A 14897-nucleotide genomic window follows, 5' to 3' on the forward strand; every position below is an offset into this window, starting at 1 on the left:
CTCTAGGCCGCGCCTATGATCGGCGGCATGGCGCTGAGGCTCGCGATGGTCAACGTCAAGGCGGGGGATCCGGCGGCCCTCGGGCGGTTCTGGGCGGCGGCGCTCGGCTGGGACGTGTTCACCGAGAGGCCGGGGACGACCGCTGTCGGGCCCGAAGGATTCACCTGGCCCGACCCGGACGCGTTGTGTCTCGACTTCATCGCGGTTCCGGATCCGGCGGCCGTGACCGGCCGGATACACCTCGATCTCGCCACCGGTTCGGTGGAGCAGCAGGCCGCCCTGGTCGCCCGGCTGATCGATCTCGGGGCGGCGCCGGCCGACGTCGGTCAGGGGGACGTCCCGTGGACGGTTCTGGCCGATCCCGAGGGCAACGTCTTCTGCGTGCTGGAGCCGCGCGAAATCTACCGGGACACCGGGCCGATCGCGGCGATCGTCGTCGACTGCGCGGATCCGCGGGCCATGGCCCGATTCTGGGGTGCGGCGACCGGCTGGACCGTGTGCGAAGCCGACGAGGACCTCACGCGGCTGCGTCCGGCTCGGGGGACCGGGCCCTTTCTGGAATTCCTTCGATCATCGGGTACGCGCAGCGGCCGCAAACGGCTACATCTGGACCTGCTGCCGTACCGGAGCGACGGTTTTGATCTCACCCGGCTCCGGGGTCTCGGCGCGCGGGACGCGGACGTCGGCCAGGGGGATGTGCCGTGGACGGTCCTGGCCGATCCGGAGGGCAACGAGTTCTGCGTGCTCGCTCACTGACGCGGTGCCGGCCTCCGGTCGGAGGCCGGCGTCCGGCGTCCGGACGTCAGTTCACCGCGCCGGTGATGGTGTCCCAGGAGTAGCCGAGCAGCGCGAACGCGGCCCCGAGCAGGCCCAGGCTGATCCGGCCGGTGCTGATCGGCAGCGCCGCCAGGACGAGCAGGATGACGGCGACGATGTAGAAGAGTCCCTGGATGGACATGTCGGCTCCTCGATGTGGGGGGCAAGGCGGCGACGCAGTACCCCCACCGTGCGGAGCGTTAAACCAGGTTGCGCAGGGCGGCCACGATGCAGAGGTGGAGTCCTATCTTCTGCCCGGCGAGCGGGTCCTCTGGGAGGGCCGCCCGGTGCGTCACCGGCTCTTCCGCAAGGCCGATGCCGCGCTGGTGCCGTTCAGTCTCGTGTGGTTCGGATTCTCGATGATCTGGCTGATCACGGCGCGGTCCGGCGGCTCCGGCGGCTTTCCGTTGTTCGGTTTGCTGTTCGCGGTGCTCGGCATCTACATGGCGGTGGCCCGGTTCGTGGTGCGGGCCGTCGCCTCGCGGCGGACCGTCTATACGGTCACCGACAGCCGGGTCGTCGTCCGGGGTGGCGTGACCGGCGGAAAGTTGACCACCGCCTACCTCCGGTCGTTGCCGCCACCGGTGATCACCGAGCGGCCGGACGGATCCGGGAGCCTCGCCTTCGGCGCGTTCCCCGGGGTGGGCGACATCTTCGACAGCGGGCGCCGCAGCGGCTGGAGCGTCTGGTCCGCCGAGCCGTCCGGGACCCTGATCCTGTGGGAGGTCCCGGACGTCCGCCGGGTCCGCGACTTCATCGCCTACGGCCAGCGGGCCGCCTAGCGGAACCGCTCGGCGGTCTCCTCGACGCGGGTGCGGTAGGCGGACCACCACGCGGTGTCGGCGGCGGGCATGTTGCTGTTGTGGGCGTGCGCTCCGGCCGCGCCGTCGACGAGTTCACGGACGATGTCGGCGTGACCGGCGTGCCGGTGGGTCTCGGCGATCACGTGGACGAGGATGCGGTGCAGGGTGTGGTTGTCCAGGTCCTCCGGCCACCACGGGACCCGGCCGACAGTGTCCAGGCCGAGGGCCTCGATGGTGGCGTCGGCGTGGGCCCACACCCGGCGGTAGAGGGCGATGATGTCCTCGCGGGACTCGTCGGCGGTCGCCCACATGTCGGCGTTGTCCTCGGCGGCGTCCTCCATCCACGGCAGCGGCTCGGGGAACGGGCGCCCGAACGTCACACCGAAGTAGCCGCTCTCCACGCCGGCCGCGTGTTTGACCAGGCCCAGCAGGTTGGTGCCGGTGGTGGTCAGGGGGCGGCGGGCGTCGTACTCGGAAAGGCCCTCGACCTTCCACAGCAGTGCCTGCCGGGCCGTGCCGAGGTAGCGGTGGAGGTCGGCTTTGGGATCGTAGGAAGTCATGCCCGGACGATAGGTGCCTACCGCACCCCGGCGTCGAAGAGCCGCCCGTTCTCCGGGAATCCGGCGAGCGCCGTGGGTTTCGGGTCGCCGGTGGACCAGCGTGGGTCCTTCTCGTCCTCGAACGCCAGATCCGGCCAGCGCATCGGGATGCCGGCGGCGGCGGTCGGGCGCGGGTCGTCCATCAGTTGGACGTGCAGGTGCGGCTCGGAGGTGTTGCCGCTGTTGCCCACCTCGGCCAGCTGCTGACCGGCCGTGACGCGGTCTCCCGTGCGGACCTTCGCCGATCTGCGGCGCAGATGGGCGTACGCCGCGAAGGTCCCGTCGTCGTGCCGGACGATCACGTGGTTGCCGAGGATCCACGAGACGCCGCCGAGCTCCCGGACGAACGCCTCGGCCGTCATCATCCAGAGCAGCGACGGCCACGTGTCACGGCTGCGGTGATCGCGCTGCCAGGAGGCGACCCGCACCACCGTCCCCGCGGCCATGGCCAGGACCGGCCGGCCGAAACACGGATAGGACCCGGGCGCGCGGGTGCGCGGCGACCAGCTGATGCTGTCGGGGGCGTCGGGGGAGGGCTGGAGCAGGTCCACGGCATACATCTGCCCGTAGGCCCTGACCCCGTGGCTCGGCGTGCCGGTGCCGGGGCTGTTGAGCGCGACCCACCGCCCGCGCACCGGCGGCCCGAGCTCGACCGGCGGTGACGCCGAGCGGGGCGGGCGGACGAAGGCGAGCAGCAGCAGCGCCGCCTTGACCGGCAGGTCGACCAGCCAGGGGAGCGGCGGAAGGACCAGCGAGACGACGACGGCCAGGACGAACAGGCGCAGCCACAGCGTCTGCCAGCGAGCGATCATGCGTTTGATCGCCGAACTCCCGTGATGTGTCATCGCCGTGCTCCCGTGATGTCTCATCGGCGGGCTCCGACCATGATGGCGAGCAGGGGGACCACGCGGGCGGCGGGCACCTCGTAGCGGCCCGCGCCGAGGGCGTGCAGCCAGCCGGCGGCGACGAGCTGCCGCAGGTGGTGGTAGACCTGCCCGCTGGTGCCCATGCCGTCGACCCGCATCAGGTCGTGGGCGGTGCCGGCACCGTGCAGGACCCGTTGCAGCAGCCGGATCCGCGCCGGGTGGGCGAGGGCGGCGAGCGCCGTGACCTGCTGCGCCCAGTCGCTGTCGAGCAGCTCGCCGGTGCCGCCGCTCTCCTGCCAGCGGGCGGCACGGCCGTCGGGCAGTGTCACGTGGCCGGTGAGCAGCACGGCGCCGGGCTCCGGCACCCGGTCGACCAGGCCGTCGAGTGCCCAGAACAGATCCGTGCCGGTCTGGTCGGTGGCGGGGCGGGTCTCGAACCTCTTCTCCAGCTCGGCCACACGTCGTTCGAGCGCGTCGAGGCGGTCGGTGTCACTCACCTCTCCACTATAACGTAATTACGTAATTACGAAATGATCGGGTCGGGCCACCGTGACCGTCCCGGCACGCCCGGACAGCAGGCCGTCGAGGTCGGTGATCGGCAGGCAACCCGGCGCGGGGTCCGGGTGGTCCAGGGCCAGCAGCACCGCGCCGTCCGGGATCGCGGCGGCGACGTCACGCGGGTCGCATCCGTGGCCGATGAAGGCCCACCGGTAGCCGATCACCCCGTCCAGCGGCACCGGCGGCCCACCGGCGACACTCACCCGCGGATTGGGCAGCGCCGGGCGCACGAGAGGGGACCGGCTGCCCGCCCGCCCGATACCGGGCAGGGCGGCCAGGACACGCAACACACCGCGGGTCAGGCGCATGACCGTACGGTTGCGGCTCTGCACGATCCGGCCGATCCGCAGCGCCAGCGCCGTGGTCCGTTCGACGTCGGGCCGCCGGTCCCGTTCGTAGGCGTCCAGCGGCCCGGTGTCGCCGGCGATCGCGTCGGCCAGCCGCCAGGCCAGCGTGACCGCGTCCCGGACGCCCATGCCGAGACCCGCGCCGGCGAACGGTGGCATCGCGTGCGCGGCGTCCCCGGCCAGCAGAATCCGGCCGGCCCGCCAGCGGTCGGCCATCCGGGCGTGGAAGGTGAACACCGTGGCCCGCTCGATCCGCAGCCCGTCCGGGTCGGCCCACTCGCCGACCAGCCGCCGCACCGACTCGTCGGCCGTCATGACCCGCGGATCCTCGCCGGGCAGCAGCATCCACTCCCACCGCCACCGGCCGGGTTGCGACATGACCACGCACGGGCGTGTCTCGTCGGCCACGAAGGCGACACTCGGCCCGCCTTCGACATCTCCGCCTACGGCGTCGACCACGAGCCAGCTCTGGGGGTACGTCGTACCGGAGAAACCCATTCCGGCAGTGGTCCGGACGGTGCTCCCGACGCCGTCGCAGCCGACCAGCCACCGACCGGCGACCCGCTGTCCGTCGTCGAGGACGGCCGTGACCTCGTCGTCCCGCTGCTCCACACCGGTGACCGTGCGTCCGGCGAGGATGCGCACCTGCCCGGTCGCCTCGGCAGCGGCCCGCAGACCGGCCTCCAGCGCCGGCTGGTCGAGCCGGGCCAGTCCCGGATAGCCGTGGGCCCGCCCGGTCTGCTCGATCATGAGCAGGGGCCGCCCGTCCCGCGCGACCACCCCGTTGCGGGCCACCGGAGTCGCCCACCCCTCGACCGGCGGCAGGCCCTCCACCAGCCCCAACGCCCGCAACGCCTCGGCGTCGAGCACCGCCGCCCGGGGCTTCGGGTAGGGCCGCTCCTGCGCCTCGACCACCACGGTCGCCACACCCCGGCCACCGAGCAGAGCCGCCAGCAGCGCCCCCACCGGACCCATCCCCACGATGACCACCTCGGCCCGCGTCGTGGTCATCGCCGGACCTCCGAAGGGTTCACGACCGTCACGACGTGTCCTTTCCCGATGGCATGGATCAGGCCCCGTTCACCGCTCAGGAGCCGCTCGACACGTGGCAACCTCCGCGCGGCCGGTCCGTCGGCGCCGGCCAGCGAACCGTCGGCGAACCCGAACACCGGTGCGCCGCCGATCAGAGCGGCCGCCCGGGCTCGGGACCGCGCCACGCCGGTGACCGTGCCACCGGCCAGGTCGACGACGGCGATGCCCTGGTCGTCGACCAGCCACAGGGTGCGGTCATGGAGCATCGGCGGGATCGGTCGGAGGTCGCGGGAGTGCCGCCACAGCACATCCACCGCGCCGCCCGGAACCATTGCCATGACCGTCCTGCGGCCACAGACGAACACCACCCGCCCGTCCACGGCGACCCGGAAAGCCTCGCCGGCGTCGGCGAACAGAACCGGCTCCGGTAGCTCCCAGGTGGCCTCGACCGCGCCCGTCATCAGCAGCAGGGCCTGCTTCGCATCGGCGACCAGCACCGCATCCGCGCCGGGAAGTGGCAGTGGGGGAGCGAGATCGCCGGTCGTCTCGCCCGGCACACGCCGGCCGTCGGCGAGAGCGAACCCGACCAGCGGGTGGTATCCGCGCCAGCCGCCGGCGAACACCGTGCCGCCGCTGACCGCGACGTGACGCCGGAACGCCGGCCCGCGAACCGACCACAGGGGCCGCCCGTCGTCCATCGCCAGGCAGTGCAGCACCCCGGACTGGCTCAGGTACAGGCAGTGCGCCCCCGCGATGACGACGGTGCCCCAGCAGTCCTCGACCCGTTGCTCCCACCGGACCTCGCCGTCGCCCGCGTCCAGCCGGACCAGGCGTGAGTGCCGTTCCGCGACCACGAGTGAGCCGTCCGCCGCCGCGGCCGCTGACGACCGCAGATGCAACCGCCGCGACCACACGATCTCGAAACCCGCCATCCGGTTATCGTGGCGTGTGCTGACAGCAGGTGTCGATCTCGCGGCCGAACGGGCCGGGACGGCGGTCGCCGTCGTGCGCTGGTCCGCGGCGTCCGCGCGGGTGGAGGACGTGATCCTGCCCGCCGGTGACGACGCGGTGCTCGCGGCCGTCCGGGCGGCCGGCAAGACCGGCGTGGACTGCCCGCTGGGCTGGCCGGACGCCTTCGTCAGGTATGTGACCGCCCATCAGGACGGCGCCGCCGAGACCGCGAGCGGTGACAAGGCATGGCGGCGCGGTCTAGCCTGGCGGCACACCGACGAGATCGTCCGGGCCACGGTGCCCCCCATCGTGCCGTTGAGCGTCGCCGCCGACAAGATCGGGCACGCGGCGCTGCGGTGCGCGCACCTCCAGTCCCGTCTCGCCGCGGAGGGCCGGCCGGTCGACCGCAGCGGCGCCGGTCCGGTGGTCGAGGTCTATCCGGCGGCGTCCCTGAGGATCTGGGGACTGCCGTGGAACGGCTACAAGGGCACCGCCCAGCTCGCCGCCCGCATCGAGCTCGTCGATCAGCTGCGTGCCGCCGCGCCGTGGCTGGACCTCGGGGCGTTCGCCGATCGCTGCGTGCGCAGTGACCACGTCCTCGACGCCGTCGTCGCGGCGCTGACGGCCCGCGCCGCCGCGTGCGGACTCACCGCCGGGCCGGCACCGGACCAGCTCGGTGCGGCCCGGCGCGAGGGCTGGATCGCCCTGCCGACCGTGGCACTCGACGGGCTCATGCCGTCACCGGGGTGACCAGATGGCCGACGGCGGTGGCTCATGCCGCCACCGGGGCCTCCTGTCGCCGGGTGGCCAGATAGCCGAACGCGGCCGCCGTGAAGAACATCAGGATGCCGTAGACGGCGGCCGGGATCGCCATCTCCGTGCTGTTCAGCAGGGCGGGGCTCACCGCGACGGTGATCGCCAGGGTGCTGTTGTGGATGCCGATCTCCATGCCGGCGGCGATCGACTCGCGGCGGCCGACTCCGGCGAGGCGGGGCGCGCCGTACCCGACGGCCAGGCTCACCACGTTGAAGATCAGGACCGCTACACCGACGGCGACGATGTAGTCGGCGATGTTGTCCCACTCCTTCAGGACCGTCCCGGCGATCACCGCGACCAGCACGACCACCGACAGGACCTTGACCGGGCGGGCGAGACGGTCGGCGAGGCCCTGGTTGCGGGCCCGTAGCGCCATCCCGATGGCCACCGGGACCAGCACGATCGCGAAGACCTGGAGCACCTTGTCGAACTGCAGGCCGATCGAGGCACCGTCGGCGAGGAAGTGTGCCGCCGACAGGTTGACGATCACCGGCAGGGTGACGACGGCCAGGACCGAGTTGACCGCGGTCAGCGTCACGTTGAGGGCCACGTGCCCGCCGAAGAGGTGGCTGTACAGGTTGGCGGTGGTGCCGCCGGGCGACGCCGCGAGCAGCATCATGCCGACGGCGAGTTCGGGACGCAGGTCGAGCGCGACGACCAGGCCGAAGCAGATCGCCGGGAGCAGCAACGCCTGGCAGACCAGGGCGATGAGGGCCGGTTTGGGATATTGCACGACACGACGGAAGTCGGCCACGGTGAGTCCGAGCCCGAGTCCGAGCATGATGATGCCGAGGGCGATGGGCAGCCCGACGGTGGTCAATGTCGAGTCCATGCCGCATTCTGCCCCGGCGCGAAGGCGTGAGGAAGGGGTCTGACCTGGAGAATGACACGGTGACGATGGTCAACGCGGTCGTCCGGCTCGCCGTCCAGGTGGGCAGCCTCCATGACGGCCTGCGCCTCGGCGATCACAACCGCCGGCACGGCGACGTTCACCTAGCCTTCGGCGGCGTCCTGAAGGAGCAGCATCAGCTCGGGGTAGCCGTCGAACAGGGAGACCAGTGCGGACGCGTCGAAGATCCGGGGGCGGTAGAACTTCACGCGGCGGGCGAGGACCGTGGGGGCGCCGGTGTCAGCCATGCAGCCCGGGTAGCACGCGGGCCCGTTCGGGTCACCTGGCGATCGGGCGGTAGACGGAGACGTGTCGGGTGCTGGCGGCCGCGAGGGGTCTGCGGTCCCAGCCGCCGTAGCGGGCGATCAGGTCGAGGCCGGCGAGCCGGGCCATCAGGTCGAGTTCGGGTAGGGGCACGTATCGCTTGAGCGACGGCAACATCCGCCAGGTGCCGTCTGTGCTGAGACGGATCTCCTGCGACGCCACCAATTGCTTTGCGGCTTCGTGGGTTTGCAGGGTCACCCGGACGTGGTCGTCGTCGACGTGGCGGACTATCACCTGTTGGCCATTGCCCGTGACGGCGTGCGGCAGAGCGGCCTCGATGACGAACCGGCCGTCGCCGGCCAGGACGGCAGAGACGGCATTGAGGCAGGCCAGTTGCCGTTCCGCGCTGCCGAGTAGGTAGAAGGTGCTTGCCGCGACGTAGACCAGAGGGAAGGGGAACGGTGCTGGCGCGCGGAAGTCGGCCATGTCGGCGATCCGGGCGTCGACGGGCAGGGCGCCGCGCTGGTGTTGCAGGACTGCGATCATGTCGGGGGACGCGTCGATGCCGCAGACCGGAGTGCCGCGTTCGGCCAGGGGCAGGGCGATCCGGCCGGAGCCGATGCCGAGTTCGAGGGCGGGGCCGTCGCCGGCCAGGTCGTGCAGGAAGTGCACCGCTGGGGCGGGGTCGAGGTGGCCGGCGGAGTCGGCGTCGTAGTGGGGTGCCCACCTGTTCCAGTGGTCGGCCTGCTGAGCAAAATGACCGTTGCCGTCCATTGATCACCTTTCACGTGCGCGGATGGGTGACAGGTTCCGCCGGACGTGTGTCAGGGGCCCTGCGGACGGCCGGAAGCCGCTAGTTTTCCGCGGTGCCCTGGTCCGCGGATCGCTCGCGGCCGGGGATTGCTTTGCCCGGTCCGTGATCGCCCGATCTTGTGAGGTATGGCGCCCGTGGGTTACCTGCAACTGCTGCGGAAGCGTTCGGTGCTGGTGCTGTGGTCGTCGGCGGCGATGAGCGTGCTCGGCGACCGGCTGTACGGGCTTGCGGTGATGTGGGTGGTGTACGAGTCGACCGGCTCGGCGACGTGGATGGGTGTCGCCGCGGTGGTCGAGTCGATTCCGTACATCCTGATCGGTACGTTCGGCCGGGACCTGGTCACCCGGTTCTCCTCGTACCGGGCGCTCGGCTGGCTGGACGCCGGCCGGGCCGCAGCGGCGTGCGCGCTGCCGTTTCTGTGGTCGCCGGACGGCGGCGGCCTGGCGGTGCTGCTGGCGCTGATCTTCGTGCTCGGCACGCTGGGGGCGTTGTTCGGTCCGAACCTGGGCGCCCTGGTGCCGGACCTGGTCGAGCCGGGCCAGGTGCGGCAGATGATCGGGCTGCTGGACCTGACGACCCGGATTGTGGCGATCGCTGGGCCCGGCGCGGTCGGCCTGATTCTGCTGGCCGTTTCCGAGGTGCAGCTGTTCGCCCTGGACGGGGTGACGTTCGCCGTGTCGGCGGTGGCGATGTGGTGGTTGCACGCCCACGCCCGCCGTACCGCCCGGGTGGCCGCGTCGGGGCCGGCCGCCGCGCCGGCGGTCGAGGAGCCGGCGGCCGCTGCGTGGCCGGTGCTGCGTCGCCACCCGGACGTAGCTCTCGGCGTCGGCCTGCACGGGATGGGGTTCTTCGTCGCGGCGGTGTCTGCGGTCGGCCTGCCCGCGCTGCTTGCGGTCCAGCTCGGCCAGGGCGCCGCCGGATACGGGCTCGCGCTGGCGGCGGTCGGTGCCGGGGCGCTGGCCGGGAATCTGCTGATCGGCAACCTGGCGCTCGGGCACTGGCTGACGGTGTACTGCGGGGCGTGGGCGGTGGCCGGGCTGACGTTGTTCGGGTACGGGATCGCACCGTCGATGCCGGTCGTGTTGGCCGTCGGGTTCATCGCCGGGCTGGCCACCCCGGCCGCCGCGGTCACGTTGCGGACCCGGCTGTCGGAGTTCGGCAAGCAGGAGCGGCTGCGGCTGATCACCGTCGACCAGACGGTGATCCGGACCGCGGGCACGGTCGGCATGCTGACCCTTCCGATGACGGTCGATGCGGCGCCGGCCACCGCGTTCGCCGGGGCCGGCGTGCTGCTGCTGGTGACCGCCGCGGTGACGGCCCTTGTAGGGCGCCGGTGGGTGACGGTGCCGGAGTTCGCACGGGCCGAGCCGGTCGGCGGCCGCGCATCCTGACCTGAACGGGGGCCGCCCGCCCCGCACCGGAGTACGAGACGGGCGGATCCTGTGGGGGCGGCGCGGTTCTCAGATCGTCGCGCCGGCCGTGAGCGCGGCCGGCGAGTCTGGGGCGTGCTCGGTGGGCGTGAACTGGGCGACGTCGGCGCGCAGGAGGTGCTCGATGGTGATGGCCTCTGGCGGGACGCCGATCATCTCGTAAACCTTTCGGTGCATCCGGGAGAAGCCGGCGCCGCCGCGTTCGGTGAAGAACTCCCGGTCGTACCAGGCGACGCCGAGGAGCACGATGCCGCCACCCGAGCGCGGGTCTTCCGGGTTGTCGAACTGGACGTACGTGTTGTCCCAGTCCCACAGCATAAGTTCCTCAGGACGGGCCCGGAGCTTGTCGTCGGACTCCTTGATCGCCTCGACGCAGGCGACCAGGGTGGCGAAGTCGTCGCACCGGTAGCGGCAGTCACTGAACGCGACGACCGTCTTGTCGCCGCGGCGGGCCGGGTCGCTGCTCTCGCCCGTGAGCACCTGAATGCGGGTCAGCGGTGTGGGGCCGGACAGGATGGATTCGAGCACGCTCATGGTTCGTTCCTCCTTGCTCGGTGTGGGACTTACCAGCTGGGTCCGGCGATCGGGTACAGCTGGGGCTCTTGGCCGTCACGGCGGGTCACCGCGTCGGGGGCGACGTAGCGCAGGTTCAGGCCGATCCGGGGCTGGGCGGAGGTGTTCGGCGGGCTGGAGTGCAACAGCCGGACATCCATCGCCATGGCCTCGCCGGCGGCCAGCGGCACCACGACAGGCTCGGGGCTCCCCGCAGGTACATCGGTGGTGAGGGCGCGGCCGCGTTGGCCGCCGTGCGGGTCTTCTCGGCGGGTGGGCAGGTAGCCGTGTCTGTGGGAGCCGGGGATGACGCGCAGCGCGCCGTTCCCGGCGGTCGCGGCGGTCAACGCCATCCACACGGTCACCGACCGTTCGGGGTCCAGCTCCATGTCGGCGCCGACACCGTCCTGGTGCCACGGCACGCGGAAGTCAGCGGCGGGCCGCTTCGTCAACAGGAAGCCGCCCTCCAGGGCGATGTCGGGGCCGATCAGGTCGGCGACCGCGTTGACGATGACCGGGCGGCGGACGAGGACCGCGATCTCCGGCAGGCTCAGCCAGGGGGCCTTGACGACGTCGCCGTTCCCGGCGACCTGCTGGCCGATCCGGATCGCCTCGCCGGGTGCCGCCCACTGCAACCCGGTGTGGAAGCCGGACGTCCCGAGTCTGCCCGCCGTGGTGATCATGGAGACTGCCCCTCTCTGCCTGCCGCGGGGTCGGCCCCGCACCGATCAGCTATCGATGAAATCCACTGTCGATCCGGGGAGGGGGCCGCGGATACCCTCCTGACGGGGGTACCCATGAGGGGGGTGGATGTCGATCTACCAGCGGGTTTACGATTCGCGCACCCAAGCACCCGTCAATCTGGGGGCACTGTGGAGCGTGCGACCGTACGACCGCTGCCCGAGCAGCTGCTGACCGATCCGGTGGTCGTCGACGCGCTACGGTGCCGCGAGTTCGCGCCGGTTTTCGCCGCCGCGCACCGACACGGAATCTCCTGGAATGAGCTGGACGAGGCGACCGGGCTGAAGGCTGACCGGATCAGCGACTACGTGAAGCGGGGCACCTACCCGAACCCACGAATCGAGACCGTCGAGCGCATCGCGGACGGTCTGCAAATCCCGGGTTGGATGGTGGGCCTGACTGAGAGACCATGGGAGCTCACTCCGCCGGCCGACTCCGGAAGGGAGATGAGCGCCGTGAACCGTCGAGACCTGCTCACCGCGGGCCTGGTCCTTCCACTGGCCGGGATCAGTGCCGCGCGTGACGAGACCGAGGCTGCGCTGGCCTACGCCGGCGTGGAGGACGTGACCGATGTCGAGGCGGCCGCCGAGCGGTACAGCGCCGGCTATCGCGGTAGAGCCCCGGAGGAGATGCTCGGCCTGCTGGCCGGAAGGCTCAAAGAGGTCGCTCCGTTGATGAAGCTCAAACACACCACGGCGGTCGGCAAGGATCTGGCCCGGGCGGTCGCGCAGCTGGGCGGTATGGCGGCGATCGTGCTGCACGACATGGGCCGCCATGAACTCGCCGAGCAGTGGTTTGTCACAGCGGTGAAGGTTGCGCGCCGGTCGACGGACCGGCAGACGGTTGCGTGGGTACAGGCCCGGCGGGCGATGGTGCCGCTCAACTACGGGGCGCCGCGTGTCGCGGCCAAGCTCGCTGCCGAGGCCCGGCGGGAGGCAGGTAGCGGAGAGACGGCTGCGGCCGCGCTCGCCGCGTCGGTGGCCGCGCGGGCGTACGCGCTCACCGGCCAGCACGAGGAGGCTGACCAGGCGCTACGGGCCGCCGACCGTATCGCCGGCCTGCTGTCGCACGGGGAGTCGGCGGATACCTGGCTGGGCTACTGCGAGCAGAAACACCACGTGCATCGGTCACAGGCGCTCACGTCGATGACGAATACCGCGGCGGCGAGGGAGGCTCAGCTGGCCGGCATCGCGTTGTCGACCCGGATGAGCATGACGCGGACGCTGCTGCTGCTGGATGGGGCGGTGTGTGTCCGCCGGGACGGCGATCCGTTCGGCGCGTGCGAGGCTGCGGTCGAGGCGTTCGACCAGGCGCCGGACCGGTTCCGGGCAGGTCTTGTCCGGCGGCGCGCAGTCGAGCTGTTCAACAGCGTGCCCGACAACGTGCGCCAGTCGACAGCCGGTCGGTCGCTCGGTGCGGCTCTCATTTCCGCCTGAAGCGGGCTTTCGCAGGTCAACGCTGGCATCATGGCGCAACGGTGTGCGGGTTTCGGCGAGGTGCACACCTGCGTGACCAGGGCCGCCAGACGCTGGGGCAGCTCGGCAGCCCGGAGGTGGGACGGCTGCTGGACGACCCCGAGCCGGATGTCCGGGAAACCGCGGCGGAAGCGCTGGGCCTGCCCGTCTGGGGTCCCCCGCCCGGGTGAGCGGCGGGAGACCCCAGGCCGGGTGTCACGGCCAGACGTACGGTGACTTGACCGGCTTCGGCTCGCGTGGCTGCTTCACCGGGTGTGCCGCGAACTGCTCGGCGTGCAGGCCGAACGAGCGGTCCAGCTTCGGCATCCAGTAGGCGTCGTCGTGCCGCCCGGCGCCCAGCTGGTAGTCGTGCCGCACCCCCTTCGCCGCCAGTGCCGTGCTCATCTGCTGGGCCGCCGCCCCGAACCGGTAGTCGTCGGAGTCGCCGCCGTCGAAGTAGTACCGGTGCCGGTTCAGGTCGGCCGCCGACATCCCGGCGACCAGGGTCAGGGGCCGGAGCCCGGCGTTGGCGGCCTGTTCGGCGGAGGTGCCGACGAGCGGCGGCAGGCTCAGCGCGCCCATGTGGCTGGCGATCGAGCTGAACACGCCGGGGTTGTTCAACCCGAGCGTGAACGCCCCCTGCCCGCCCATCGACACGCCGCTGATCCCACGGTGGTCACGGTCGGCGACGGTCCGGTAGGAGCGGTCGACCAGCGGCACGATCTCGTCCACGATCATCGTGCGGTACTTGCCGGCGGACGTGTCGACGTACCAGCCGCTGCCGCCGTCCGGGAACACCACGATCGCCTCGACGCCCAGCCGGTCGAGCACGGTGTCGATGTCGCGGGCCTCCCATTCGATGTTGCTGCCGTTGAACCCGTTCAGCATGTAGACGACCGGGAACCGCTGGGCGGTGGTGCGGGTGTACGCCTTCGGCAGGTACACGTTGAACTGCGCGCGCCGCCCCATCGCCGCCGACTGGTAGTCGTCGCGGAAGAACCGCGAGTGGTCACCGAGTTCGACCGTTTTGCGCGGGTCGATGTAGAGCAGCTCGCGGGTCGGCGGCAGTCCGGTCCAGGTGCGGATGGTGTCGACGACGAGCCGGCCCTGACTGTCGACGAACACTTCGGCCTGCGCGTCGGTCAGCGTCACCTTCCCGGCCTTGAGCAGGTCCTTCAGTTCGGCGAGCCGGCGGGCGGCGGTGTCGCCCTGGTGGAGGAAGCCGTCGGCCAGGGTCGCGGCATAGCCGCGGACGTCGCCGGCGGCGACGGCGCGGTGCTGCCGGTCCAGCACGGCACAGGCATGGGCCAACTGGGTACGGCTGGCAGCCTTCCCGGTGTCGCCGGCCAGGGCACGCAGTCGCGCCTTGGAGTACAGCCCGACGGGTCCCTGGTAGAAGCCGCCCCCACCGGTGCCGTCGTAGACCCGCACGGCGATGACGTTGGTGGCGCCCCACCGCAGCAGCCCGTCGGCCGGGTAGTACTCGCGCGGCACCTCCCAGGTGGAGTCGAAGGTGGGCGGGAAGCCCCCGGTCCGCCCGATCTCCTGCCCGTTGAGGAACGCCTGATCCGCGTCGTCGATCTTGCCGAGCGCCGCGACGACGGCCGAGTCGGTGACCCCGGTCGGCCGTTCCGGCAGCGTGAAGGTCTTGCGATACCAGGCGAAGCCGTCGTACGAGCTGAGGTCGGTGTGGTTCCCCCAGTTGTCCGGGACGGTCCAGTCCCGCCAGGAGGTGTCGGCGAAGGACGGATCCGACCACGCCGGATCGTCGCCGGTGGTGAACTTCCAGCCGTCCCCGGCCAGATCCACCCCGAAGTCGACCGACCCGGTGGTGGCGCAGGCGGTCGACGGAGGGCCCGCCTGAGCCGATGTGGGAACGTTCACAGATCCAAGAGTCAAGAGTAGGGTGCCCAGCAGAGCGCGAGCTTTCAATGACATGGAGTGCCCCCGAACGGAACGGGTTCG

At 71.6% G+C, this 14897-nt stretch carries 17 protein-coding genes; 5 read left to right on the plus strand and 12 right to left on the minus strand.

From position 1 onward, the window contains the following. Positions 1-27 precede the first annotated feature (27 nt). The gene (locus ACFO0C_RS36365; protein ID WP_378071315.1) at positions 28-756 is read left to right on the plus strand and encodes a VOC family protein; all 729 of its coding nucleotides are present in this window, start codon (positions 28-30) and stop codon (positions 754-756) included. A gap of 46 nt (positions 757-802) precedes the next feature. Here the strand turns inward: ACFO0C_RS36365 and ACFO0C_RS36370 are convergent, their stop codons facing one another. Then, positions 803-958: a hypothetical protein gene (locus ACFO0C_RS36370; RefSeq protein WP_378071316.1), complete on the minus strand. Its 156-nt coding sequence runs from the start codon at positions 956-958 to the stop codon at positions 803-805. 94 nt (positions 959-1052) lie between these two features. On the opposite strand from ACFO0C_RS36370, the gene ACFO0C_RS36375 reads away from it, so the two are divergent. Then, positions 1053-1598, plus strand: coding sequence for a hypothetical protein (locus ACFO0C_RS36375; protein WP_378071317.1), 546 nt, complete (start codon positions 1053-1055; stop codon positions 1596-1598). On the opposite strand, the gene ACFO0C_RS36380 is transcribed toward ACFO0C_RS36375, so the two are convergent. The 5 genes from ACFO0C_RS36380 to ACFO0C_RS36400 are packed head-to-tail and all read right to left on the minus strand — an operon-like array spanning position 1595 to position 5953. Beyond that, on the minus strand, positions 1595-2179 hold the full coding sequence (locus ACFO0C_RS36380) for a DinB family protein (protein WP_378071318.1): 585 nt from the start codon (positions 2177-2179) through the stop codon (positions 1595-1597). The two genes, ACFO0C_RS36375 and ACFO0C_RS36380, sit on opposite strands and share 4 nt — an antisense overlap. A 17-nt stretch (positions 2180-2196) precedes the next feature. Then, positions 2197-3063, minus strand: a complete 867-nt coding sequence (locus ACFO0C_RS36385) for a M23 family metallopeptidase (RefSeq protein ID WP_378071319.1) — start codon at positions 3061-3063, stop codon at positions 2197-2199. 20 nt (positions 3064-3083) lie between these two features. Continuing rightward, positions 3084-3581, minus strand: coding sequence for an ArsR/SmtB family transcription factor (locus ACFO0C_RS36390; RefSeq protein ID WP_378071320.1), 498 nt, complete (start codon positions 3579-3581; stop codon positions 3084-3086). An 18-nt stretch (positions 3582-3599) separates the two neighbouring features. Next, positions 3600-5000 (minus strand): FAD-dependent monooxygenase, encoded by a 1401-nt coding sequence (locus ACFO0C_RS36395; RefSeq protein ID WP_378071321.1) that lies wholly within the window; start codon positions 4998-5000, stop codon positions 3600-3602. Next, entirely contained in the window at positions 4997-5953 is a 957-nt protein-coding gene (locus tag ACFO0C_RS36400; RefSeq protein ID WP_378071322.1) for an outer membrane protein assembly factor BamB family protein, read from the minus strand. The genes ACFO0C_RS36395 and ACFO0C_RS36400 overlap by 4 nt, the downstream gene beginning before the upstream one ends. A gap of 16 nt (positions 5954-5969) precedes the next feature. Here ACFO0C_RS36400 and ACFO0C_RS36405 point away from each other — a divergent pair, with 16 nt between their 5' ends. Continuing rightward, a complete protein-coding gene (locus ACFO0C_RS36405) occupies positions 5970-6722 on the plus strand; it encodes a DUF429 domain-containing protein (protein ID WP_378071323.1) in 753 nt (250 codons plus the stop codon). A gap of 22 nt (positions 6723-6744) precedes the next feature. On the opposite strand, the gene ACFO0C_RS36410 is transcribed toward ACFO0C_RS36405, so the two are convergent. The 3 genes from ACFO0C_RS36410 to ACFO0C_RS36420 form a co-directional block, all read right to left on the minus strand. Beyond that, positions 6745-7620 carry a bile acid:sodium symporter family protein gene (locus ACFO0C_RS36410; protein WP_378071324.1) on the minus strand — a complete coding sequence of 292 codons (876 nt, stop codon included), beginning with the start codon at positions 7618-7620 and terminating at the stop codon, positions 6745-6747. Between the two features lie 161 nt (positions 7621-7781). Further along, positions 7782-7925, minus strand: a complete 144-nt coding sequence (locus tag ACFO0C_RS36415; RefSeq protein ID WP_378071325.1) for a hypothetical protein — start codon at positions 7923-7925, stop codon at positions 7782-7784. A gap of 31 nt (positions 7926-7956) precedes the next feature. Next, positions 7957-8715, minus strand: coding sequence for a methyltransferase domain-containing protein (locus tag ACFO0C_RS36420; protein ID WP_378071326.1), 759 nt, complete (start codon positions 8713-8715; stop codon positions 7957-7959). A gap of 165 nt (positions 8716-8880) precedes the next feature. Between ACFO0C_RS36420 and ACFO0C_RS36425 the strand changes: the two genes are divergently transcribed. Beyond that, positions 8881-10146 (plus strand): MFS transporter, encoded by a 1266-nt coding sequence (locus tag ACFO0C_RS36425; protein WP_378071327.1) that lies wholly within the window; start codon positions 8881-8883, stop codon positions 10144-10146. Positions 10147-10215: 69 nt separating this feature from the next. Here ACFO0C_RS36425 and ACFO0C_RS36430 read toward each other — a convergent pair whose 3' ends face one another. Continuing rightward, a complete protein-coding gene (locus tag ACFO0C_RS36430; RefSeq protein ID WP_378071328.1) occupies positions 10216-10719 on the minus strand; it encodes a hypothetical protein in 504 nt (167 codons plus the stop codon). Between the two features lie 29 nt (positions 10720-10748). Then, the gene (locus tag ACFO0C_RS36435; protein ID WP_378071329.1) at positions 10749-11420 is read right to left on the minus strand and encodes a phytanoyl-CoA dioxygenase family protein; all 672 of its coding nucleotides are present in this window, start codon (positions 11418-11420) and stop codon (positions 10749-10751) included. A gap of 240 nt (positions 11421-11660) precedes the next feature. Here ACFO0C_RS36435 and ACFO0C_RS36440 point away from each other — a divergent pair, with 240 nt between their 5' ends. Then, complete coding sequence (locus tag ACFO0C_RS36440; RefSeq protein WP_378071330.1) at positions 11661-12914, plus strand: helix-turn-helix domain-containing protein; 1254 nt, start codon at positions 11661-11663, stop codon at positions 12912-12914. A 234-nt stretch (positions 12915-13148) separates the two neighbouring features. On the opposite strand, the gene ACFO0C_RS36445 is transcribed toward ACFO0C_RS36440, so the two are convergent. Then, positions 13149-14816, minus strand: a complete 1668-nt coding sequence (locus ACFO0C_RS36445) for an alpha/beta hydrolase (protein ID WP_378071331.1) — start codon at positions 14814-14816, stop codon at positions 13149-13151. Positions 14817-14897 lie beyond the last annotated feature (81 nt).

This window comes from Actinoplanes subglobosus (assembly GCF_042650585.1).
Taxonomy (GTDB): Bacteria; Actinomycetota; Actinomycetes; order Mycobacteriales; family Micromonosporaceae; genus Actinoplanes; species Actinoplanes subglobosus.